Annotated in this window: 22 protein-coding genes; 8 read left to right on the forward strand and 14 right to left on the reverse strand. The window is 69.2% G+C overall.

Features of this window, described 5'->3' with window-relative positions; translation table 11 throughout:
• Positions 1–23 precede the first annotated feature (23 nt).
• Positions 24–1121: a helix-turn-helix transcriptional regulator gene (locus tag AC3RCE_RS12000; protein WP_218295252.1), complete on the forward strand. Its 1098-nt coding sequence runs from the start codon at positions 24–26 to the stop codon at positions 1119–1121.
• A gap of 229 nt (positions 1122–1350) precedes the next feature.
• Here AC3RCE_RS12000 and AC3RCE_RS12005 read toward each other — a convergent pair whose 3' ends face one another.
• The gene (locus tag AC3RCE_RS12005) at positions 1351–1473 is read right to left on the reverse strand and encodes a hypothetical protein (RefSeq protein ID WP_255590824.1); all 123 of its coding nucleotides are present in this window, start codon (positions 1471–1473) and stop codon (positions 1351–1353) included.
• 326 nt (positions 1474–1799) lie between these two features.
• On the opposite strand from AC3RCE_RS12005, the gene AC3RCE_RS12010 reads away from it, so the two are divergent.
• Positions 1800–2081 (forward strand): hypothetical protein, encoded by a 282-nt coding sequence (locus tag AC3RCE_RS12010; RefSeq protein ID WP_218295251.1) that lies wholly within the window; start codon positions 1800–1802, stop codon positions 2079–2081.
• Between the two features lie 266 nt (positions 2082–2347).
• The gene (locus AC3RCE_RS12015; RefSeq protein ID WP_218295250.1) at positions 2348–3439 is read left to right on the forward strand and encodes a helix-turn-helix transcriptional regulator; all 1092 of its coding nucleotides are present in this window, start codon (positions 2348–2350) and stop codon (positions 3437–3439) included.
• Between the two features lie 93 nt (positions 3440–3532).
• On the opposite strand, the gene AC3RCE_RS12020 is transcribed toward AC3RCE_RS12015, so the two are convergent.
• From AC3RCE_RS12020 to AC3RCE_RS12030, 3 genes are all read right to left on the reverse strand, one after another.
• The gene (locus AC3RCE_RS12020) at positions 3533–4723 is read right to left on the reverse strand and encodes an NnrS family protein (RefSeq protein ID WP_218295249.1); all 1191 of its coding nucleotides are present in this window, start codon (positions 4721–4723) and stop codon (positions 3533–3535) included.
• 22 nt (positions 4724–4745) lie between these two features.
• Positions 4746–5039, reverse strand: coding sequence for a DUF2249 domain-containing protein (locus tag AC3RCE_RS12025; RefSeq protein ID WP_218295248.1), 294 nt, complete (start codon positions 5037–5039; stop codon positions 4746–4748).
• A gap of 216 nt (positions 5040–5255) precedes the next feature.
• Positions 5256–5630, reverse strand: coding sequence for a PilZ domain-containing protein (locus tag AC3RCE_RS12030; protein ID WP_218295247.1), 375 nt, complete (start codon positions 5628–5630; stop codon positions 5256–5258).
• 266 nt (positions 5631–5896) lie between these two features.
• Here AC3RCE_RS12030 and AC3RCE_RS12035 point away from each other — a divergent pair, with 266 nt between their 5' ends.
• The 3 genes from AC3RCE_RS12035 (at position 5897) to AC3RCE_RS12045 (ending at position 7841) form a co-directional block, all read left to right on the forward strand.
• The gene (locus tag AC3RCE_RS12035; RefSeq protein WP_218338732.1) at positions 5897–6391 is read left to right on the forward strand and encodes a hypothetical protein; all 495 of its coding nucleotides are present in this window, start codon (positions 5897–5899) and stop codon (positions 6389–6391) included.
• Positions 6392–6500: 109 nt separating this feature from the next.
• Positions 6501–7280, forward strand: a complete 780-nt coding sequence (locus tag AC3RCE_RS12040; protein ID WP_492255262.1) for a 2OG-Fe dioxygenase family protein — start codon at positions 6501–6503, stop codon at positions 7278–7280.
• A gap of 123 nt (positions 7281–7403) precedes the next feature.
• On the forward strand, positions 7404–7841 hold the full coding sequence (locus tag AC3RCE_RS12045; RefSeq protein WP_218295244.1) for a universal stress protein: 438 nt from the start codon (positions 7404–7406) through the stop codon (positions 7839–7841).
• Positions 7842–8039: 198 nt separating this feature from the next.
• On the opposite strand, the gene AC3RCE_RS12050 is transcribed toward AC3RCE_RS12045, so the two are convergent.
• The 4 genes from AC3RCE_RS12050 to AC3RCE_RS12065 all read right to left on the reverse strand — a co-directional run bounded on the left by AC3RCE_RS12050 (position 8040) and on the right by AC3RCE_RS12065 (position 11780).
• A complete protein-coding gene (locus tag AC3RCE_RS12050) occupies positions 8040–9023 on the reverse strand; it encodes a tripartite tricarboxylate transporter substrate binding protein (protein ID WP_492255263.1) in 984 nt (327 codons plus the stop codon).
• A gap of 173 nt (positions 9024–9196) precedes the next feature.
• On the reverse strand, positions 9197–10381 hold the full coding sequence (gene bktB / locus AC3RCE_RS12055) for a beta-ketothiolase BktB (protein WP_492255264.1): 1185 nt from the start codon (positions 10379–10381) through the stop codon (positions 9197–9199).
• A 93-nt stretch (positions 10382–10474) separates the two neighbouring features.
• Entirely contained in the window at positions 10475–11236 is a 762-nt protein-coding gene (locus AC3RCE_RS12060; protein ID WP_218295241.1) for an SDR family NAD(P)-dependent oxidoreductase, read from the reverse strand.
• 28 nt (positions 11237–11264) lie between these two features.
• On the reverse strand, positions 11265–11780 hold the full coding sequence (locus tag AC3RCE_RS12065; RefSeq protein ID WP_218295240.1) for a MarR family winged helix-turn-helix transcriptional regulator: 516 nt from the start codon (positions 11778–11780) through the stop codon (positions 11265–11267).
• A 77-nt stretch (positions 11781–11857) separates the two neighbouring features.
• Between AC3RCE_RS12065 and AC3RCE_RS12070 the strand changes: the two genes are divergently transcribed.
• Positions 11858–12751 carry an EamA family transporter gene (locus AC3RCE_RS12070; protein ID WP_492255265.1) on the forward strand — a complete coding sequence of 298 codons (894 nt, stop codon included), beginning with the start codon at positions 11858–11860 and terminating at the stop codon, positions 12749–12751.
• Positions 12752–12775: 24 nt separating this feature from the next.
• Here the strand turns inward: AC3RCE_RS12070 and AC3RCE_RS12075 are convergent, their stop codons facing one another.
• Together AC3RCE_RS12075 and AC3RCE_RS12080 are read right to left on the reverse strand one after the other, a co-directional pair.
• Positions 12776–13489 (reverse strand): RluA family pseudouridine synthase, encoded by a 714-nt coding sequence (locus AC3RCE_RS12075; RefSeq protein ID WP_492255266.1) that lies wholly within the window; start codon positions 13487–13489, stop codon positions 12776–12778.
• On the reverse strand, positions 13476–15692 hold the full coding sequence (locus AC3RCE_RS12080; protein WP_492255267.1) for a hybrid sensor histidine kinase/response regulator: 2217 nt from the start codon (positions 15690–15692) through the stop codon (positions 13476–13478). Before AC3RCE_RS12080 ends, AC3RCE_RS12075 begins: the two co-directional genes overlap by 14 nt.
• Positions 15693–16049: 357 nt before the next feature.
• Between AC3RCE_RS12080 and AC3RCE_RS12085 the strand changes: the two genes are divergently transcribed.
• Positions 16050–16712 (forward strand): NAD(P)H-dependent oxidoreductase, encoded by a 663-nt coding sequence (locus tag AC3RCE_RS12085; RefSeq protein ID WP_218295236.1) that lies wholly within the window; start codon positions 16050–16052, stop codon positions 16710–16712.
• Between the two features lie 108 nt (positions 16713–16820).
• Here AC3RCE_RS12085 and AC3RCE_RS12090 read toward each other — a convergent pair whose 3' ends face one another.
• Genes AC3RCE_RS12090 through AC3RCE_RS12105 form a run of 4 tightly spaced genes read right to left on the reverse strand, consistent with a single transcriptional unit; the run spans position 16821 to position 21012 of the window.
• Entirely contained in the window at positions 16821–18200 is a 1380-nt protein-coding gene (locus AC3RCE_RS12090) for an MFS transporter (RefSeq protein ID WP_492255268.1), read from the reverse strand.
• Entirely contained in the window at positions 18190–19479 is a 1290-nt protein-coding gene (locus AC3RCE_RS12095) for an acyltransferase family protein (RefSeq protein ID WP_492255269.1), read from the reverse strand. Before AC3RCE_RS12095 ends, AC3RCE_RS12090 begins: the two co-directional genes overlap by 11 nt.
• A gap of 49 nt (positions 19480–19528) precedes the next feature.
• A complete protein-coding gene (locus AC3RCE_RS12100) occupies positions 19529–20590 on the reverse strand; it encodes a MerR family transcriptional regulator (RefSeq protein ID WP_492255270.1) in 1062 nt (353 codons plus the stop codon).
• Between the two features lie 8 nt (positions 20591–20598).
• Positions 20599–21012 carry an FKBP-type peptidyl-prolyl cis-trans isomerase gene (locus tag AC3RCE_RS12105; protein WP_370628486.1) on the reverse strand — a complete coding sequence of 138 codons (414 nt, stop codon included), beginning with the start codon at positions 21010–21012 and terminating at the stop codon, positions 20599–20601.
• Between the last annotated feature and the right edge of the window lie 503 nt (positions 21013–21515).

The following is a 21515-nucleotide window of genomic DNA, read 5'->3' on the forward strand; positions in this document are numbered from 1 at the left end:
GGGGCCGATAGATTCGGCCCTCCATGCCCACGCACCACCAGGCGACGAACGCCATTGCGCACCTGCGCCACCTCGCCCGCCTGGATGCGAGCGGTCCGGAGCTGATCGCGTCCGTGCTCGCCTCGCTGCACGCGCTCATCGGCTTCGACTCCAGCGGCTACTTCTACCCCGGTGCGGGCGGCGAGCTGGACGTGCACATGGAACACCCCGCCGTGCAGGCCGCCGTGCCCGACCACTTCGACCCGCGCATCCTGGCGAGCGAGGCGCGGGTCTTTCACAACGTGTTGCAGCACGGCGACGACATCGCCCGCCACCCGCGCGGCCCGCAGTCGCTGGCGCAGATGCTGCGCGTGCCCGCCGCCGAGCTGCTGCGCAGCGACTACTACAACGTGGTGATGCGCCCCGCCGGCGTGGCCGACTGGCTCAGCCTGCCACTGCGCGCGCCGCAAGGCCAGGGCATGGGCCAGGGTGTGGGCATGCTGTTCCTGTTCCGCCCTCCCGGGGCGCGGCCCTTTGCCGACGAAGACCTGGCCATGCTGGCGCGGCTGCAGGCGTGGCTGGCGCGCACGCTGTGGCCCGGCGGCGTGAACGCGGGCGGCGAGGTGCTGCGCGAGGGCGTGCTCGTCGCCACGCCCCTGGGCCAGCCACTGTGGGCCTCGCCCGAGGCCGAGGCGCTCATGGCCCAGGCGCTGGGCTGGCGCTGGCGCGGCGCGGGCCGCGCGCCGCTGCCGCATGCGCTGCAGCTGCTCATCCAGCGCCTGCGCCTGCCCGGTGCGCCCGCGCCGGAAATGGCGCTGCGCAACGCCCACGGCGCGTTCCACCTGCGCGCCGCACCCCTGGCCGCGGCCACCGGCCCCGGCGAGGCCGTGGCCCTGCACATCACCCAGCGCGTGGCCCCCGCGGCCCGCCTGCTGGAGGCGCTCGGCCGCACCGGCCTGCCTCCGCGCCAGCGCGAACTGGCCTACTGGCTTGCGCGCGGCCTGCCCGAATCGCGCATCGCCGGGTGCATGGGCATCAGCGCGAACACGGTGGTCTACCACCGGCGGCAGCTCTATGCGGCGCTGGGCGTGGCGAGCCGGGCGGAGCTGCTCGAGTGCCTGGCGGTCGGCGATATTGTCTGAGGTGTTTTGGCCCGCTGGCGCTTGTGCATCAAGCGCTATAAGCTATCAAATTGGGAGCATTCTGGCCATGCGGTAGCCAGCCAGCCATGCCAGCAACAGCAGGCTGGCGGCCAGAGCCGGCAGCAGGGCTCAGCGGTCCGTCGGGGCGTGAACCCGGTCCACCAGGCTCAGGACGACCCCAAGGCGCCCGACAACAAGCCATGACCTGGGAGGGCAGGGCGTGCGGAGGTCATGCCCATTTCCAAATCCTGCGCAGCACGAGGGCAACGGCGAACAGGCCCACGAGCAGGGGCGTCGTGGCTCCGGCAAAAAGCCAGCAGGGGAGGGCGTGGCTGAGCGCGGCGGTTTTCATGTTTTCGCTCCAGGGAAATACGAATACTGTGTAAATATACAGTATTTGGCTGGACATGTACCGCAGCGGCGCGAAGGGAAGGCCTGGCGGGAGCGGGTTTGGTGGGGCGCGCAATCAGCGAGAGCAAGCGGGGCCTGTCCGCAGGGCGGGACCGCTTGCAGCGGACGGTGGATGCCTTGCCTCTGGAAGGCCGACCACGCTGTCCGCAGGGGTATGGGGGAAACCATTGTTCGCCCTGTCCGCGCATGATGGGGACAAACCTTGGTTGCGACCGGAGCTGGGCAGTTCGCCGTAAGTACCGCAGCGCCCAGAATGGAAGGTGCGGTATGTCCATCACCATCACCGTCGCGCCGACGGTCGCCCGCGAGGCCTTCGAGCGAATAGAGGCCCTGGCCCAGGGGTTGCCAGAAACCGATCCCAACTTCGAAGGCCTGTCCATCCGCGTGGAGCGGCACGACTTCACCGGTGTGCGCGACCCGCACGATGAGTTGCGGGCAGCGCACCTGCTGCATCTGGTCGAGGATGCGATTGAATCCGAGACAAGCCATTTTGGCGAGCTGCAGCCTTCCCCCCAGTGGGAACGGCAGTCACCCTCATCCCTGTTCTAAAGAAACCGCGAGGATGCTGCGCGGCTTGCGGGGGGGGGCGGGTACCCCCAAAGAGACACGCGGCGGTTCGTGGCCGCGCTGAAACCTTGCATGGCGGCCCGGCCGGGGCGCCGCGCCACCACGGGCCCGGCGCCAAAAAGCAGAGGCCATGCGTCCCCGGGGCGCCGCGCCCCACCCCTGGGGGTGGGTTGCTGTGGGGGGCCGGTGTGCTAGCTTTGCCTCCACGCATTGCCTGGATGCGCTGTGGCACATAACTCAACTACTCCATGCCTTTTTCCCGTATTCAGCGGCGCGCCCTGGCGCGCCTGCAACAGCTGGCCTGTCTGGACGTCAACGGTCCGCAGCTCATCGAACCCCTGCTGCATGAGCTGCACCACCTGATCGCCTTCGACACGAGCGGCTACTTCCACCCTGGCAGCGACGGCGCGTTGGATGTGTACATCGAGCCATCGCTGGCGCGTGACTTGATGCACCTGTACTTCGAGCCGCAGGTGAGGGCGAGCGAGCACAAGGTGATCCGCCGCAGCGCCCACGATTTCGCCGCCGCCGTGCGCGACGACCATGGGCCGCAGGTGATGGAGCAGCTGATCACCGTGCCGATGGGCGAGCTGCTGCGCAGCGACTTCTACAACCTGGCGCTGCGCCCTGCGGAACTGCTGGACTGCCTGAGCCTGGTGCTGCGCACGCCACAGGGGGCGGGCGTGGGCGCGCTCAAGCTGTATCGCAGGCCGCAGGCGCCGCGCTTCGGGGCCGAAGACGCAGCCCTGCTGGCCCGGCTGGAGCCGTGGCTGGCGCGCATCCTGCAGCCCGGCGAAGTGGATGCGCACGACAGCGTGGTGCATGAAAGCGCCATGCTGGTGGCCTCGCCGCAAGGGCAGCTGCTGTGGACATCGCCCCAGGCCGACCGGCTGATGGCGCTGGCGTTCGGGCCGCGCTGGTACCGGCGTGCCGAACTGCCGCCCGCGCTCCAGGCGCTGCTGCAGCGCCTGGAACATGCCCGCCAGGGGGGCAGCGTCCGCGCGCCGCCGCAGCTGGACCTGCGCAACGCCAGCGGCGCGTTTTCGCTGCGCGCGACACTGATGGCTGCCGCGGCCGGCGAAGGCCGGGCGGCGGGCATCCACATCACCCAGCGGGTCTCGCGCGTGGCGCAGCTGCTGCCCGCGTTGCGCGCGCTGGGCCTGCCGCAGCGCCAGCACGAGCTTGCGTACTGGCTCGCGCGCGGCCTGCCCGAGGCGCAGATCGCCACGCGGATGGGCATCAGCGAGAACACCACCACCTACCACCGCCGCCAGATCTACACACGGCTGGGCGTGCAAAGCCGGCTGGAGCTGCAGGACTACCTCTTCGCACCGGCATGAGGGAGGGCACGGCCAGCCGCGCGCACGCACCATGGACCCGGTGGGCTGGCGCCGGAGTGGAGATGGCCCTGACGGCGGCGCGGCGCACGGCCGCTACCCCGGATGGCCGTCGGCCCGTGGGCGGGACAGCACCGGCCAGTAGCGCACGGCGTACAGCGCAAAGCCTGCCGACCAGAGGGCGGCGGACAGCAGGCTGGCGTGCACCGTCTGCGCGGGGCTGGCGAGCGGCACCGCCACACGCACGGCGGCGGCCAGCAGCACCAGCAGGTAGCAGGCGGTGTCGCAGCGGTCCGCGCGCAGGGGCCGCCCCGTGTGGCCGCGCGCGGTGCGCGTCATCATTCCGATGATGAGCCCACCCACCGCGCCCACCGTCAGGGCGTGGGTGGCCAGGGAGGAGGCCGCCAGGCCCAGGTCGCCCAGGCAGCGAAGCAGCAGGTGCACGGGAATCCAGAGATAGGCCATGTGCAGCACCCAGACCAGCGGCACGCGCAGCGCCGTCCAGGGCTGCCACAGCGCCCAGCGCCAGGTGTGAGCCAGACAGGCGAATGCCGCGATGGTGGCCAGTGGCCATCCGCCCAGGCCCGTGGCGTCCGCGGCGAGCAGGGCCAGCACCGATCCCAGCGCGGCCTTTTCCACGGCAGGCCGCCGGGTTGCTTGCGCACCCGCCACGCCGTTGTTGGTGAACATCGGGATCACGCGCCCGCCCATGACGGCCAGGATGAAAAGAACCACGTCCAGCGCGATCCGGATGCCGAGCCCTGCGGGGACGGGAAAGACGCCCAGCTGCGACAGATGGAAAAGCAGCATGGCGGCGCCCAGCAGCAGGAGCAGCGCCACAAAGAAATAGTTGCGCTGGTTCCGCGCCTTCCAGAACGCAATGCCCAGGCTGGCCGCCGCGGCCAGCGGAAACGCCACGTTCACCACGGCGGCCGTGGCTGCGAAGGGTGTGAGCACCAGAATCCGTCCCGCCACCCACAGGGCGGCCAGCGCACCCAGGCGCCATCCCGTCGGGGTGGGAAGATTGGTCCAGTTGCGGCCGGCGGTGAAGAGAAAGCCCACGATGACCGCCAGCGCGAAGCCGAACAGCATCTCGTGGGCATGCCAGAGCGGGCCCGCCAGATAGGGGCGGCCCAGCGCGCCGGAGAACTGCAGCGCCCACAAGGGAACGGACAGCGCTGCGAACACGCTTGCCAGCAGGTAGAACGGCCGGAAACCGAGCGCGAACAGGGCCAACCGCCGGGACGGGGCGGGGCGCGGTTCTTCCATGCCGATAGGGAGTGCCATGGCGGTAGGGTCCCGGCCCGGGCTACGCACCGCCGCAGGCGCCGCAGCATTGCCCGCTGCCGTGGCCTGGGGCGCGTTGTTTCTGGATGCGCACGCGCCATTGTGCGGGCCCGTTCTCCAGGTAGCTCCAGGTGAACTGGCCCGGCAGTTCTTCCTGGAACTGGTAGTACAGCGGCCGGGGATCGTGGTCGTTGACCAGGTCCATGGCCTGCCCGGCAGCCAGCTTGCCAAAGGCGAGAAAAATGGACGGATGGCGCTCGCGGGGGGCGATTGCGCGCACGTCGATGGTGGCTGCGGTGGTTGCTTGGTCTTGCATGGTGCTTAAAGATTCATGTTTTATGAATCTATTATGGCGCGTGCCGCCGGAACGTCAATTGATGAGTGTCAATGAATGGATGCCGTGAGGGATGCCGTGATGAATGCCGTCGCCATGCCGAGCCCGGGCAGGCACGGCGCGGTCAAGGGCGGGGCCTGCCTGTGCCTGCGCCCGCCGCAAGCCCGGCCGGCTTCGGCGCCGGGGGCCGTCGCTTGTTCAGGAAAGGGAGGAGGCCGCGGTCAGCTCGCCCAGGTCGCGTTCGAGCAGTGCGGGGTCGCCCAGCTGCAGCTCGATCAGGCGGCGCAGGTGGGTCACGCTGTCCAGGTCGATCCCGCGGCACAGCAGACCGGTGTGCAGCCCCTCCACGTGCGCGACCTCGGTGGACATGGCGATGTGGTTGCCGGTTTCGGCCAAGGGAATGGTGAGCTGGCACAGCATGCCGGTCTGCAGGTTCGCCTGCGCCGGTGCCACCAGCAGCGCGCCCTTGAGCGAAAGGTCCTGCACGTGGACGCTGAAGGCGTCGGTGGACGTGGTCAGCAAGGCCGGCGCGTCAAAGCCGACGCGGACAAAGTGGCGGCGTTCGTGGGGCATCGCTGTCTCCTGGACCGAAGCGGGTGGTGGCACATGCTACTCCAAGCCCGGCGGCTGCACGCATTTGCCGGGCACGCCGGGCCGCCGGATGAACCTGCTTCAGGCGGCGTGGGGCGGCGGCGGGCAGCCCGGTTCTGTCGCCATTTGCTTACATCTTTTGCGCGGATTCGGGTTTAGGGTAGGGCGGGCTTTGTTACAAATCAGGGTCCGCGCACCGCAGCCGCACATCGTGTGCTGTTCCGGGCGGTACAAGCAAGGAGTTCCCGATGAAAACCACAACCATGACCACGATGTCCACGATCCGTCTCCTCCTGTCTGGCGCGGCGGCCGCGCTGCTGCTCGCCGCGGCGGGCGGCGCGCATGCGCAGACCTACATCAATGCCACGGTGGGCGGCGAGCTGGCCCCCGGCGTGTACGGCCGCATCAACATCGGCAATGCGCCACCGCCGCCGCTGCTGTATGCCGAGCCGGTCATCATCCACCGCCCCGCGGTCGTGGTGCCGCGCTCGCCGATCTACCTCTACGTGCCGCCCGGCCATGCCAAGAACTGGGGCAAGCACTGTGCGCGCTACAACGCGTGCAGCCAGCCGGTGTACTTCGTGCAGGAGCCGCCACCACGCCGTGGCCCTCCGCACCGGGGCCCTGGCCGCGATGACCGCCGGTGGGATGACGACCATCGCCACGGCGGCAAGCAGGACCGCGACCATGACCGGGGCCGCGGCAACAATGGCAAGGGCCATGGACATGGCCACCGCGACTGACTGACTGACGGACCGCGCGGCGCACCTCCCTGCAAGGCCGCGCCGCGCTGCACCGCGTTTGCGCCATCGCAGACGCGGTGCCGGCACCAGCGGTTAAGCTCGGGCCTCTATGGCCCAAGTCACTTTTTCTCCCCCCTTCACCGCCCCCCAGGATGTCGCCAGCCAGCTGCGGCAGAACGGCTTTGCCGTCCTGTCGCCGGCGGACGTGGCCCGCTGGACGGGCTGCGCCCTGCCGGAATTGCTGGGCCTGAACGGCGACTGGGCGGGGCTGCCCCCCGATGATTTCCTCAAGGACGGCGGGCGCTACCGCCGCCGCCGCCATGCCTGCTTTGTGGTGCAGGACGGGCAGGTGCGGCAGGTGCCGCACCGCGCGCACTGGCAGCCTGTGGAGTACAACGCGCTGCATGGCGGCATGGAGCGCTGGTTTGCCCCCATGGAGCCCGCCACCGTCGCCCGGCCGGTGTGGCAGCAGCTGCTGGCAGCGCTGGCCGGGGTGTCCGAGGCCGTGTTTGCGCGCTCCGAGGCGCCTGCATCCTGGTTCGTCGAGGCCCACCAGTTCCGCATCGACACCACCGACGGCATTGGCCGGCCCACCCCCGAGGGCGCCCACCGCGACGGCGTCGACCTGGTGGCCGTGTTCCTCGTGGGGCGCGAGGGCATCAAGGGCGGCGAGACGCGGGTGTTCGAGGCGGCGGGCCCCAGCGGCCAGCGCTTCACGCTGACCGAGCCGTGGTCCCTGCTGCTGCTGGACGATGCGCGCATGATCCATGAATCCACGCCCATCCAGCCCCTGGGCGAGGGGGGGCATCGCGACACCCTCGTGGTCACCTGCCGCCGGGGTGGTTTCCAGGGGGCGGATGTGGTCGGGCAGGCCCCTGCGGGCCGCTGAACGCCGGCAAGGGAGTGCGTCCGATTTGATGCGAATCAAGATGCGCGGTATGGTGGGCGTTCAAACTGATGTCCATGGCCGGGCCACAAGCCAGGTCCCACACTCAACTCAAGGAGAAGCACCATGTTCAAGCACATTCTGGTTCCAGTCGACGGTTCCAATACCTCGATGCTCGCGGTCTCCAAGGCCGCGGCCCTGGCCAAGACCTTTGGCAGCGCCGTGACGGCGGTCTACGTGGTCGATCCCTATCCCTTCACGGGCGTGGGGGCTGATTTCGCCTACGGCCAGGCCCAGTACATCAACGCGGCCACCGCCGAGGCCAACAGCGCCCTGGATGCCACCAAGAAGGCCATGGCCGAGGCTGGCGTGCCGGTGACCACCGTGGTGGGCGAAGGCCACGCAGTGCATGAAGGCATCCTGCGCGCGCTGGAAAGCACGGGCGCCGATCTCATCGTGATGGGCTCGCACGGCCGCCGCGGGCTTGAAAAGCTGGTGCTGGGCAGCGTCACGCAGCGCGTGCTGGGCGTGGTGCACATCCCGGTGCTGGTCGTGAGGGACTGAGCGCCATCCCCCATGAGGAACGGCTCCGAAAGGAGCCGTTCTTCATTTCAGTTCTCGATGGCGCCGCGCACCAGCGCATCCCACATTCCACAGCTCGTGGAACAGGCACGCCCTTCGCCAGTGCACCCGTGGATCTGGCTTTGCCAGGCCACCGGCTGCGTCCCCCTTCAGGGGGAAGGCGCGAAGCGCCTCAGGGGGTCACTCAATCTTCGCGCCCGAGGCTTCGACGATGCCCTTCCACTTGGCGTAGTCGGTCTTGAGCAGGGTGCCGAACTGCGCGACGGACATGGCTTCCGGCTCCGCGCCCTGGGCATGGATGGCGGCCTTCATGTCGGCCGTGGCCAGGAGCTTGTTGATCTCGGCGTTGATGGCACTCACCACGGCGGCCGGCGTGCCGGCGGGGGCGAACACGCCGTACCAGGTGCTCACGTCGAAGTCCTTGAAGCCCGACTCGGCCACGGTGGGCACCTCGGGCAGGGACGAGCTGCGCTTGGCCGAGGTCACGGCCAGGGGGCGCAGCTTGCCGGACTTGATCTGGCCCATGGCCGAGGGCAGGGACGAAACCAGCAGGTCCACATTGCCCGCCAGCGCATCCATCAGCGCGGGATTGGATCCCTTGTAGGGAATGTGGCTCAGCTTCACGCCCGCGGCCTTCTCGAACAGGTCGCCCGCCAGGTGGATGGACGTGCCGTTGCCGGGCGAGCCATAGGTGATGGTCCCGGGCGCGGCCTTGGCGGCGGCCACCACGTCGGCCAGGGTCTTGTACTTGGAGTTGACGCTGGTGGCGATGACCACGGGCGTGTAGGCGACGTGGGCCACGGCGGTCAGGTCCTTGGTGGGGTCCCAGGGCAGGTTCTTGTAGAGCCAGGGGCCGATCACGAGGTTGTCCTTCTGGCCCATCACGAGGTCATAGCCTGTGGGGGCCGCCTTGACGGCCTCGCCGATGCCGATGGTGCCGCCGGCGCCCGCCTTGTTGTCGGCCACCACGGTCCACTTGGCGCTCTCGGTGAGCTTGGTGGCCACCAGGCGCGAGAGGATGTCGGTGCCGCCGCCGGGCGGGAAGGGCACGATCAGGCGGATGGGCTTGGTGGGGTAGGCCGCAGCCGGTGCGGGGGCCTGGGCGTGCGCGGTGGTGCCCACGGCGAAGGCGAGGGCGGTGAAGGAAAGCAGGGTGCGAATCATGGTGAGAGATGTCTCCGTCGGTTCAATATGGACAGGCGGCCGCGCAGGCGCGCTCCGCTCTGCTGGTCTTGGCGCCAGCACCCACGGATGATCGCCGATCCTGCGCGGGGCTGGCCTTGCCGATACAGGGTGGCAACATCGCCACTGGCGATGGCAAGGCCGGGCGGCACGGGTCAGATGCGCTCGAAGATCGCGGCGATGCCCTGGCCGCCGCCGATGCACATGGTCACCAGCGCGTAGCGGCCCTGCACGCGCTGCAGTTCGTGCAGCGCCTTCACGGTGATCAGCGCGCCGGTCGCGCCGATGGGGTGGCCCAGCGAGATGCCCGATCCGTTCGGATTGACCTTGGCCGGGTCCAGGCCCAGGTCCTTGGTGACGGCGCAGGCCTGGGCGGCAAAGGCCTCGTTGGCTTCGATCACGTCGAGGTCGTTCACCGTGAGGCCTGCCCTTTTCAGCGCCAGCTGCGTGGCGGGCACGGGGCCGATGCCCATGTACTTGGGGTCCACGCCCGCGTGGGCATAGGCCACCAGGCGTGCCAGCGGCTTGGCGCCACGGGCCTTGGCGGCGCCGGCTTCCATCAGCACCACGGCTGCGGCGGCGTCGTTGATGCCCGAGGCGTTGCCGGCCGTCACCGTGCCGTTCTCCTTCTGGAACACGGGCTTGAGCCTGGCCAGGTCCTCCATCGTGGCGCCGGGGCGGAAGTGCTCGTCGGTGGCGTACTGCACGTCGCCCTTCTTGCTCTTCAAGGTGACGGGCACGATCTGGTCCTTGAACAGGCCGTTTTGCGTGGCGCGCTCGGCCCTGTTGTGGCTTTCCACGGCCAGCTTGTCCTGGTCTTCGCGGCTGATGCCCCACTTGGCGGCGATGTTCTCGGCCGTCACGCCCATGTGGATGTTGTGGAAGGGGTCGTGCAGCGCGCCGATCATCATGTCCACCATCTTGGTGTCGCCCATGCGGGCGCCCCAGCGCATGTTCAGGCTGGCAAAGGGCACGCGGCTCATGTTCTCGGCGCCGGCGCCAATGGCCACGTCGGTGTCGCCCAGCAGGATGGACTGGCTGGCGTTGACGATGGCCTGCAGGCCCGAGCCGCACAGGCGGTTCACGTTGTAGGCGGGCGTGCCTTCGCCGCAGCCGCCGTGGATGGCGGCCACGCGCGAGAGGTACATGTCCTTGGGTTCGGTGTTGACCACGTGGCCGAACACCACGTGGCCCACGTCCTTGCCTTCCACGTTGGCACGCGCGAGCGATTCGCGCACCACGAGCGCGCCCAGCTCGGTGGGGGGCACGTCCTTGAGGCTGCCGCCAAAGGTGCCGATGGCGGTGCGCACTGCGGAAACGACGACGACTTCACGGGTCATGGGGAGGTCCTTTCAGATGGGTTTCAGATCAAATTGGCCGCTAGCGCTTGTCCATAAAGCGCTGGCAGCTATAAAAACAGGAGTTTTGGGGCTCTAGGCGTCCCGGACATCGGCCACCGGGTTGGTGCCGAAGTCTGCGCGTTCCAGCCAAGCGAGCACGCGGGTGGCGGCGTCGGCAGGCGATGTGAGCTGGCCACCCGTCTTGAGGTTGGCGAAATTTTGCTGGTCCGGGAACGCCTCGGGGGCGGCGCCGCGCAGCTGCACCTGCATGTCGGTGTCGATCACGCCGGGGGCCAGCGAGCATACCTTGGCGCCCTGGGGCTTGATGGCTTCGTCCAGCGCCACGCAGCGCGTGAAATGGTCCATGCCCGCCTTGGCGGCGCAGTACGCGGCCTGCGAGGCCATGGCCCGGCGGCCCAGGCCCGAGGAGATGTTGAGCACCTTGCGCGGTACCGTCCAGGCATCCGTCGCGCCCAGGAAGGCGGCGGTGAGCTGCATGGGCGCCTCCAGGCCCACGCGCAGGGCATGGGCCAGGTCGGCGGCATCGCTGCCCGAGAGGGGGGCGATGCGCGGGATCACGCCCGCGTTGTTGATGAGCGTGGCGCTGGCGAACACCTGCGGGCCCTGCGCCGCGAGCCAGCTTTGCAGCCTGTGCGCCGCCTGTTCGCCCTGCGAGAGGTCTTGCTGCCATTGTTCGAGGGTGACGCCCGCCGCCTTGGCTTCGGTGGCCAGGTCCGCATTGGCGCTGCGCGCGATGCAGATGAGGGTGTTGCCGCTGCGCAGGAGTTGCTGGGCCATGGCCAGCCCCATGCCGCGCGATGCGCCGGTGAGGATGTAGAGGTGGGTATGAGGCATCCCCCCATCGTACTGCGGGACGCCCGGCTCAGCTGTCTCCGGCAGGCTCCAGCGCCGCGAGCAGCAGCGACAGCCGCGCGTCCAGCGCCGCGAGGTCGGCGGCCTTGAGCGGCGCCAGGATGCGGTGCTCGTTGGCGACGTGGGCCTCGACAGCGCGGTCGATCAGCGCCAGCCCCTCGGCGGTGAGCTGCACCAGCGAGCTGCGCGCATCGTCGGGGTTGGGCAGGCGCGTGATCCAGCCCTGGGCCTCGAGCTTGCCCATGCGGTGCGTCATGGTGCCCGAGGTGACCATGAGGGTGGAGAACAGCGTGGTCGGCGCCAGGCAGTAGGGCGCGCCGCTGCGGCGCAGCGTGGCCAGCACGTCGAACTCCCAGAAGCTCAGTCCGAACCCGGCAAAGGTCTCGTCGAGCCTGCGCTGCAGCAGCGCGGCGCAGCGCTTGATGCGCCCGATGGGGCCCATGGGGCTCACATCTAGGTCGGGGCGCTCGCGGCTCCACTGGGCCAGGATGGCGTCTACGGCGTCGGGCTGGCGTGGGGTGGCCATGGGCTTTGTGATCGATTTATCTTGATTTCAAGATTGTATGGTAGAGTATTTTTATCTTGATTTGAAGATAAATTGCCATGCAAAGCACCCGCACCTCTCCCTGGCTGGATGCGCTCGCCACGGCCGTGGGCCCGGTCATCTGGGGCTCCACCTACATCGTCACCACCGAGCTGCTGCCACCCGACCGGCCCTTCACCGCCGCGCTGCTGCGCACCTTGCCCGCGGGCCTGCTGCTGGTGCTGTGGTGCCGCCGCTGGCCGGCGTGGGGCGACTGGGTGGGCTGGCGGCGGCTGATGGTGCTGGCGGCGCTCAACATCGGCGTTTTCCAGGCGCTGCTGTTCGTGGCCGCCTACCGGCTGCCGGGCGGCGTGGCCGCCGTGGTGGGCGCGGTGGGCCCGCTGGTGGTGATGGGCCTGGCCTGGGCACTGGATCACCGCCGCCCGCCCGCCCTGGCCCTGGGCGCAGGCGCGGCCGGCGTGCTCGGCATGGCCGCACTGCTGCTGTCGCCCGGTGCGCGGTGGGACATGGTGGGCGTCGGCGCGGCATTGGTCGGCACCGTGTGCATGGCGGCAGGCACCTTCTGGTCGCGGCGCTGGCGGTCCGACCTGCCGGTGCTGGCGTTCACGGGGTGGCAACTGCTGGCCGGCGGCATCATGCTCGCGCCCGTGGCCTGGCTGGTGGACCCGCCGCTGCCCGCGCTCACCGCCTCCCAGGTGGGCGGGTATCTTTACCTGAGCATCGCGGGCGCGTTGCTGGCCTATGCGCTGTGGTTTCGCGGCATAGCGCGACTGCCGTCGGTGGCGGTGTCGTCGCTCGGGCTGCTCAGCCCCGTCACGGCCGTGCTGCTGGGCTGGGTGCTGCTGGGCCAGGCCATGACGGGCGTGTCGCTGGCCGGCATGCTGGTGGTGCTGGCCAGCATCCTGGCGGTGCAATGGGCGATGTCGCGGCCCGTGGCGCCGGCGCGGCTGTAGCGGCGGGCGGCTCCGGCCGCGGGGTCAAAAATCCGCCGCCCATTCGAGGGCAAGGTGCGCTCCGGTCGCCGGGTGTGCAAAGGCCAGGTGGCTGGCATGCAGCAGCAGGCGCGGCGCGAGGCCCTGGGTGGCCGCGTCGGCATACAGTGCGTCTCCCAGGATGGCGTGGCCCACGGCCGCCAGGTGCACACGCAGCTGGTGGGTGCGGCCGGTGACGGGCGCAAGCTCGACCCGCGTCGTGCGGGCGGCCAGGTCGCAGCTCAGCGCGCGCCAGCGGGTCAGGCTGGGCTTGCCCTGCGTGGCGTCGATCACCCGCAGCGGGCGCCGGGCCCAGTCGGCGGCGATGGGCAGGTCGATCTCCTGCCATGCCGCGGGGTCGGCAGTGCCTTGGTCCATGCATCCCCGCACCACCGCCTGGTACCGCTTGTGCACCGTGCGCTCGGCAAAGGCACGGCTCAGGCGGCGCTGGGCCTCCAGGTGGCGCGCCATCAGCACGAGGCCCGAGGTGGCCTGGTCCAGCCGGTGAACGATCAGCGCCCCTGGCCAGTGCTGCTGGGCGCGGGTGCTCAAGGCATCCTGCTTGTCCGGGCCGCGCCCGGGCACGCACAGCAGGCCCGACGGCTTGCAGAGCACGAGCAGGTCCGCGTCCTCGTACAGCGCCCGTGGGGCGGGGCAGGCGGCGGCTCCAGGCGCGCACGCCTGGGCCGCGGGCGCGGAGGGGCCTTCACCGGGCGGCATCGTCGCCGCCCACCAGGCGCTGCACGGTGGCGCAAAGCTCTTCCACGTCGTTGGGCTTGTGGATCAGCGCCTGCGCTCCCTCGGCCAGCGCGGCCTGTTCGATCTCGGCCGTGACGTAGCCCGAGGCCAGGGCCACCGGCAGGTCGGGCCGGATGAGGCGGGCCTCCCGCACCAGGTCCACGCCGCAAAAGCCCGGCATGTTGTAGTCGGTCACGAGCAGGTCGTAGCAATCGGGCGCCGCGTTCAGCGCTGCCTTGGCCTCGTGCGGGTCGGTGAAGCCGCTGACTTCGTAGCCGCGGCGGCGCAGCAGGCGCTGCACCAGGAACACCAGGGCCTCGTCATCGTCCACGTACATCACATGGGGCTTTCTCGGGGGCGGCTCGCACCCTGGGGGCTCTGGTGCGTCCGGCGCGGCGGCGGGGGTGGTGGCCGTCGCTGCCGGCATCGGCACCGGGGGCTCGGCGGCGGCGCTTGCGGCGGCCACCGGGAAATACAGCGTGAACCGGCTGCCCTGGCCCGGCGCGCTGTGCACGTCCACGCCGCCCTCATGGGTGCGCATCACGCCATGCACCACCGCCAGGCCCAGGCCGGTGCCCTGGCCCACCGGCTTGGTGGTGAAGAACGGCTCGAAGATGCGTTCCAGCGTCGCCGCATCCATGCCCGGGCCGCTGTCGCGCACCGACAGGGCCACGTAGTCCACGGGCGCCAGGCCCAGCCGTTCGCTCAGGCGCTGGTCGGGCTGCACGGTGGCCGCCTCCACATGGATGCTGCCGCGCTCCGTGCCAATGGCGTGGACCGCGTTCGTGCACAGGTTGAGCAGCGCCTGCTCCACCTGCGTGGCATCCGCCAGAACAGGCGGCAGGCCCGCCTGCAGCTGCATGTGCAGCTCGATGGCGGGTGGAAGGGTCACGCGCAGCAGGCGCTCGGTGTCGTGCACGACCTCGGCCAGCGACACGGCCGAGCGCTGTGGCGGTTCGTTGCGGCTGAAGGTGAGGATCTGGCGCACCAGGTCGCGCGCGCGGCGGCCGGCCTTGTCGATTTCCCCCAGGCTCACCAGCACGGGAGAGCCCGGCGCGCAGTCGGCCTGGGCCAGCGCCACGTTGCCCAGAATGGCCCCCAGGATGTTGTTGAAATCGTGCGCGATGCCGCCGGCCATGGTGCCCACGGCCTGCATCTTCTGCGACTCGCGCAGCTGCGCCTCGAGTTCGTTGCGGTGCGCCTCGGCCTTCTTGCGGCCCGTGAGGTCGCGGGCGAAGACGGTGGTGGTTTCGCCTTCGGCGTGGCGCTCGAACGAGACGCTCACTTCCACGGCCAGCTCCTTGCCGCTGGCGGTGAGGGCGGTCATCTCGCCCAGCATGGCCTGCGTGGTGAGCTGCGCAAACGCCAGGGCCTGGGCGGCATCGGGCAGGAAGCGGTCGAGGGTGCTGCCCAGCGCATCGCTCGCGCTGCACTGGAACAGCGCGGCCGCTGTGGGGTTGAAGACCGTGATGCGCCGGTGCTGGTCCACGCAGATGATGGCGTCCAGCGCCGAGTTGATGACGGCTTCGAGCCGCCTTTCGCTCGCGTGCAGCTGCTCGTTGCGCTGCTGCAATGTGGCCGCGCTGTGCTGCAGCGCCTGGCGTTCCGCGAGCAGAGGGCCCTGGTCGATCACCGCGCACAGGAACTGCGGCAGCGGCGGGCCGTTGCTTTGTGGTGCCTCGATGTGCGCGATGTGCAGATCGCCGGTGATGCGCGTGTCCGCATTGATGGAAAACACGACCTCCTTGGCCTCGCTGCGGCCCAGGTCCCGCGCCAGCGCGAAGGCCTCGCGCACGCGCCTGGCGTCCTGCGCGCGCACGAAGGGCATCAGCGCCGAGAGAGGGCGGTCGCGCTCGGTGGGCTGGAATGATCGGTGCGCCATGGAGTTCGCCTGCACCACCAGATCGTGCTCGTCCACCACCATGAGGGCCAGCGGCACGCTGGCGAACAGCGTCTCGAAGCGCTCGTAGGCACTTTCGGCCACCGTCTGGCTGTAGCGCAGGACCTTGTTCTGGCTCTCGAGTTCGGCCTGGTAGGCCCGCAGCTCCGCCACCAGGCTGTCGGCCGGCGAGCCCTCCCGCGCGGCAGGCGGCGCCGTCCGCACGACGGGTGGGCCCGCGGTGTCCGCCGCATGGGCTGGCATCCGGCGGGCAGGATCCAGAAAGGACAGGTCGGGTTCGCTCATGAAGGGGGCGTGGCGTCAACGTGAAGGAGAGGCAGGCGCGGGCGTGGTGGGGCGCCCAGCCGGGGCCGCCCGGGGCGCATGCGCGCAAGTGTACGCCCGTGAGGCCTGGCCCCTGGGGGGCCCACGGCGTAACCCCTGGACGCACAAGGGAGCCGCCGCAGGGCACCCCCCGCGAAGCGGCGCACGCGAGCGGGCACGGACCGGTAACCCGCATTTCAAGGGCCGATTGTTGGCCAAATGGGAACAATGCTTTTCCCGGGGATGGCTTACCGAACCGGGGGTGTTTGCCTACAGTTCATTACACCGGGCCCTTGTCACCCATGCCCTGCAAATACCCTTTCACCACAGGATTCGACCATGACCACCCTTGATACCACTGCGGCCGCCCAGCCCCTGCTGAACAAACTGCAATGGCGCTATGCCGCCAAGAAGATGAACCCCGCCAAGGCGGTGCCGCAGGACAAGGTCGAGCGCATTCTCGAAGCCGCGCGCCTCGCCCCCACCTCCAGCGGACTGCAGCCCTTCGAGATCATCGTGGTGACCGACCCCGCCGTGCGCGCGCGCATCCAGCCCATCGCATGGAACCAGGCGCAGATCACCGACGGCTCCCACCTGCTGGTGTTCGCGGCATGGGACAACTACACGGCCGAGCGCATCAACATGATGTTCGACCTGACCAATGACCAGCGCGGCTTCAAGAACGAGGGCTGGGAAAACTACCGCCAGATGCTGCTCTCCAGCTACCCCCAGCGCGATGCGGAAGTGAACTTCCAGCACGCGGCGCGCCAGGCCTACATCGGCATGAGCGCGGCCCTGATTGCCGCCGCGTTCGAGGAGGTGGACTCCACGCCGATGGAGGGGTTCGACCCCAACGCGCTCGATGAGATCCTGGGCCTGCGTGCACGCGGCCTGCGCAGCGTCTCGATTCTCCCGCTGGGCTATCGTGCCGAGGAGGGCGACTGGCTGGTGAGCCTGAAGAAGGTGCGCCGCCCCCGCGAGCAGTTCGTGACCGAGGTCTGAGCCCGGCGGGGTTTCCCGCATGCGCCTGCGCTAGGCAGGTTGTCCCAGGCCTCGTGCACCGACCCTCCCGGCCGCCCCCTTCCTTGGGTGCGGCCGGGTTCTGGCATTTCAGCGCACCGCCGCAGGTGCATCGCTCACGCGGCGCATGGGCGTCAGCACGAAGGCCAGCGCCGCCAGCACGACCAGCGTGCCGCCGCTGGCCGCGAACAGCTGGGCCAGCGTGATGCTCTTCATCACCCAGCCCGTGACGGCGGCGGAGATGGGTGCCAGGCCCATGAAGATGAACATGAACAGGCTCATCGCGCGGCCCAGCAGCGCGGGAGGCACGCGCTGCTGGATCCAGGTGAACACGCTCACCTGCATGAAGCCGCCCAGCAGGCCGATGGCGAGCATCAGCACAGAGCCCTGCCACACGGCCGTGATCAGGCCCATGGGCATGAACAGGGCGCCGATGACCGCGTCGAACGCGAGGATGGTCATGCCCAGGCTGCCGATGCGCAGCCGGGGCACCATGCCGGACACCACCATGCCCAGCAATGTTCCCGCGCCATGGGCGCCCACCATGATGCCGAAGGCCGCCGCGCCCAGCTGCGGCGTGCTGCTGGCCAGCACCGGGATGGCGATGTGGATGGGCCCCATGATGAACAGGGCAATGGCGCTCCAGTAGAGAAAGCAGGTGCGCAGCTCGCCGTCGCGCCAGAAATGCATCAGGCCTTGCGCCACCGATGACAGCACGGCCTGCGGGGCCGCCGCGGGCTGCGGCGTGCCGCCGTGGGTGCGCACCTTGGAGAGCGTCCAGGCCGACAGCGCAAAGCTCAGTGCGTCCAGCGCGAAGGCCAGGCCAATGCCGGTGGCATTGGCGCGGGTGCCGCCATGGCCGCCGGCGCCGGCCGTGGCGGCGTCGCCAAACAGCGCGATGAGCAGGCCCGCGAGCAGCGGGCCGAGGAACATCGTGAGCTGGCGCAGGCCCAGGTTCACGCCATTGGCGGCCTGCAGCTGGTGGCGGGCCACCACGTGCGGCATCATCGCGACCCCCGCCGGGATGCTGAACGCCGTGGCCAGGCCAATGCCCAGCGACAGCGCGTACACCATCCACAGCGTCAGGCTGCCGGCCAGCACCAGGGCGGCCAGCACGGCCAGCAGCACCAGGTTGATGTACTTGGTGATCATCAGCACCTGCTTGGGCGAGTGGCGGTCCACCAGCGCGCCGCCGATCAGGATGAACAGCGCGCGCGGCACGCTGATGAGTGCCAGCACGGTGCCCAGCACCAGCGTGTCGCCGGTCATCTGCAGCACCAGCCAGGGCAGGGCGATGAGCGTGAACTGGTCGCCCAGCATCGAGAGGAAAGCGCCGCCGGTCAGCCAGCGGAAGTTGCGGTCCTTGAGCAATGCGGCGCGTTGGTCCGGGCCTGCCGGGCTTGCCGGTGCGGGCCGGGCATGCTCGGCGCGCGGCGGAGGATTGTCGCGGGTGGGGGTGTCAGTGGGCATGGACAGGTTCTCCAGGGTAGGGGCGGGAATGGCGGTGGCCGTTGAGCAACTGGCCCACCGCGGTAAAGCGGACACACAGGTGATAGCTGGCCAAACACAGGGCCGTGGTCGCCAGCACGTTGAGAAAGATCTTGGCCGTCGCGGGGATCGGCACGCCGTACAGCAGCGCGCCAAAGCCCACCGTCAGCGGCAGGTGCACCAGGTACACCCAGTACGCGCTGTCTGCCAGGTAGGCCAGCCAGGCCCTGGGCCGCGCCATATGCCGCAGAAACAGGCCGATGAGCGCAAAGCTCCACAGCCAGGACGCGGCGTTGTAGGCCAGCGCCATCCAGAACTGGAGGTGCCGGGTGGCCGACACGGGCGCGGCCAGCACGTCGGTGAATCCACCGGTCAGCAGCACCAGCGCGAAGGCCGATGCTTCGGGCTGGGCCAATATCTCCGACAGAAACCCCGTCACCATGAAGCATGCAAGACCCGCGGCGGCGAACACCGGCCACAGCCGTTCGTAGCGCGCCATCAGCCGTCGCCGCTGGGCGTACAGGCACAGGCCGAATGCATAGAACAGGCCGTTGTGCACCCATTCCGCGAGCGGCGGCAGGAAGGACCCGCTGGGTGTGACGATGCCGTGGTCGTAGTGCGCGCCGATCCAGGCCAGCGGCAGCGTGAGCACCACCCCACCCACCGGCGATGCGCACAGCCATGCCGCGATGGCCTGCAGGCCGCGCTGCGCGGACTGTGGCAGCGCCCGGGCCATGGCCCACACCGGTGGGGTGAGCAGGGTCAGCCACAGCAGCATCCACAGGAACCACAGGTGCATGGTGGGCGGGCCTTGCGGAACGTTGGGGCCCCGGGGCAGCAGGCTGCGGTCCACACCCCAGGTGCCGTGCGCCATGCGGTGCAGGAACATCAGCCCGAGCAGGGTGGTGGCGATGAACAGCGGCGGCCAGAACACCGCGAACGGCAGGCCCAGGCGGCGCACGCGGTGGCGGGCCATGCCGGCCAGCCCACGCTGCTGCACCAGCAGTGCCACGAAGAACCCCGCCAGGATGAAGAACAGCGGCATGCGAAACGCGTGGATCACCGCCACCAGCAGGTCGGCCACGGGCGTGGACAGGTCGTCGTGCCAGGGCAGGGGCGAGGGGGCTGCCATGTACGCGATGGAAGCGTGCAGCACGATGCCCAGCCACATCATGGTGGCGCGCAGGTGGTCCAGCGCGTGCAGGCGCCCTGCGGCGGCAGGGGACGCGGGGAGAACGGGAGAGGAAGGGTCGGCAGTCATGGGTCGGTCTGTCAGAAGACCGACTGTCAAGCCTCACGTTGCGTGAGGGTCAAGCGATTTTTACTGTTTTTTTACGGATGGGTGGCGCGGCTGGCCCCGCAGCGGCGGCATGCACGTGGGCGAGGGCAGCGTGCAGGTACGCACGCACGGGCGCGCTCAGTGGCGAGCCCGCCTGCAGCAAGGGCTCCTGCATCGACGCGGTGAGCAGCTTCTGGCGCAGCGCCGCGTCGTTGCGTGTCAGCTGGCCGAACAGCGCATCCCAGCGCCGTGCCGCCGCCGCAGCGTCGGCGTGCTGCGGGGCCACTCCGCGCGCCAGCAGTTGCTGCACCGAGCCCTCCAGCGCCGCCCACTGGGTGTGGGGCACATGGCCCAGCGCGCGCAGGTCGTCGCGGGTCAGGTACTTGTCGAGCAGGTTCATGCGCAGCTTGATGGCGACTTCGACGTACTCGATCATTTCGCCCGGCGGCGCATGGTTGCGGCCGTGGGTGGTGGGCTCGGTGCGGAACATGTGGCCCCAGCGCTCCAGCAGGTCCATGTCGCCGCCCATCCAGTGCAGCATCAGCGCCATCCAGCGGTACGCCAGCGCCTGCACCTCCGGGGCGTCGGGCGGCAGCTGGCGGTCCATGGCGCTCTGCACCAGGTCCTTCACGACCAGCCAGTCGGCTTCGATCAGGCTCCAGTTGGTGAAGATCTGCTTGAGCTCGGCCGAGCTGAAGTACTTGCCATAGGTCGTCATGAGCGCCAGCGCTTCGAGCCAGTTGCCCATGTCGGGCTCGGCCCCTGCCATCAGGCCATCGCGCAGCATGGTCAGGCGGCCGCGCAGTTCGGTGGCTTGCGATATCTGTTGGTCGAGCGCGCGGATCTGCTGGCCGATGATGCGCTCGGGCGCCATGGTGTCGCCCACCAGCAGGTCGCCGATGTCGCTGAGCGGCAGGCCCATCTGCCGCATGGTCTGGATGCCATGCAGCCGCTGCACGTCGGCCTGGCTGTACAGCCGGTAGCCGGCGTCCGACCGGCCCGAGGGCTTGAGCAGCCCGATTTCGTCGTAGTGGTGCAGCGTGCGCACCGTGAGGCCGGTGCGCCGCGCGAGGTCACCGACCTTCAGCAGCATGGGTCTTCTTACTTGCGCACCGAGATCAGCTCGATCTCGAAGTTGAGCGTGCTGTTGGGCGGAATCACCCCGCCAGCGCCGCGCTCGCCATAGGCAATCGCTGCCGGGCAGGTCAGCTTGGCCTTGCCGCCGGGTTTCATGCGCTGCACGCCTTCGGTCCAGCAGGGGATCACGCGGTTGAGCGGGAACTCGGTGGGCTCGCCGCGCTTGTAGGAGCTGTCGAATTCCTTGCCGTCCAGGAACGTGCCCTTGTAGTGCACCTTCACCGTGTCGGTGGCCTTGGGCGATTCGCCCGTGCCTTCCTTGAGGGACTCATAGACCAGGCCGCTGGCCGTGGTCACCGGGCCCTGAACCCGTGCGTGCGCGCAGAAAAATGAAGCGGCCAGCGAGCCGGCAAGTATGAGGGAAGAGGAGAGGCGCACGGAATTCCTTAGTAATCTAACGAGGGACGCAAGTGCATGCATGGCGTCAGTGGCGCGCCAGTGTAAGCGTTCGGAACTGGCTCCACCCACAGTCATCGTTTTGGGACGGCGGGCGAACCGTTGTTGTCAGTACCTGTTTAACAACAAGCGATTTACCACTGTCAGCTTTGTACTCCAACTCCTGTGCAGCAATTTAACGAAACTGATGGCAATAAAAGCAAAAAATGCGTAAAACCAATCGAGTAGCGTCGAACGCTTGACATAAGGTCGACGTTGAAAGCGAGATATTGACCTGGAGGACTCTCTCCGCTTGCTGCATGCCTCTTGCCCTTTGTGCGGCATGGAGGAGAAGAACGAGACAGGCGCAGCACGCGCCGATGGTCTTAGGCTTCGGCAGGCTGCTCCGAAGCTATGATCAAGCAAGTCGTGACATCTGGCAAACCCTAGGGGAAGCGCTGCGGACAGGACTGGGGCGCATGCGTTCGAAATCAATGAGCGGCTCT

It is taken from the genome of Acidovorax sp. GW823-FHT05D11 (assembly GCF_058795695.1).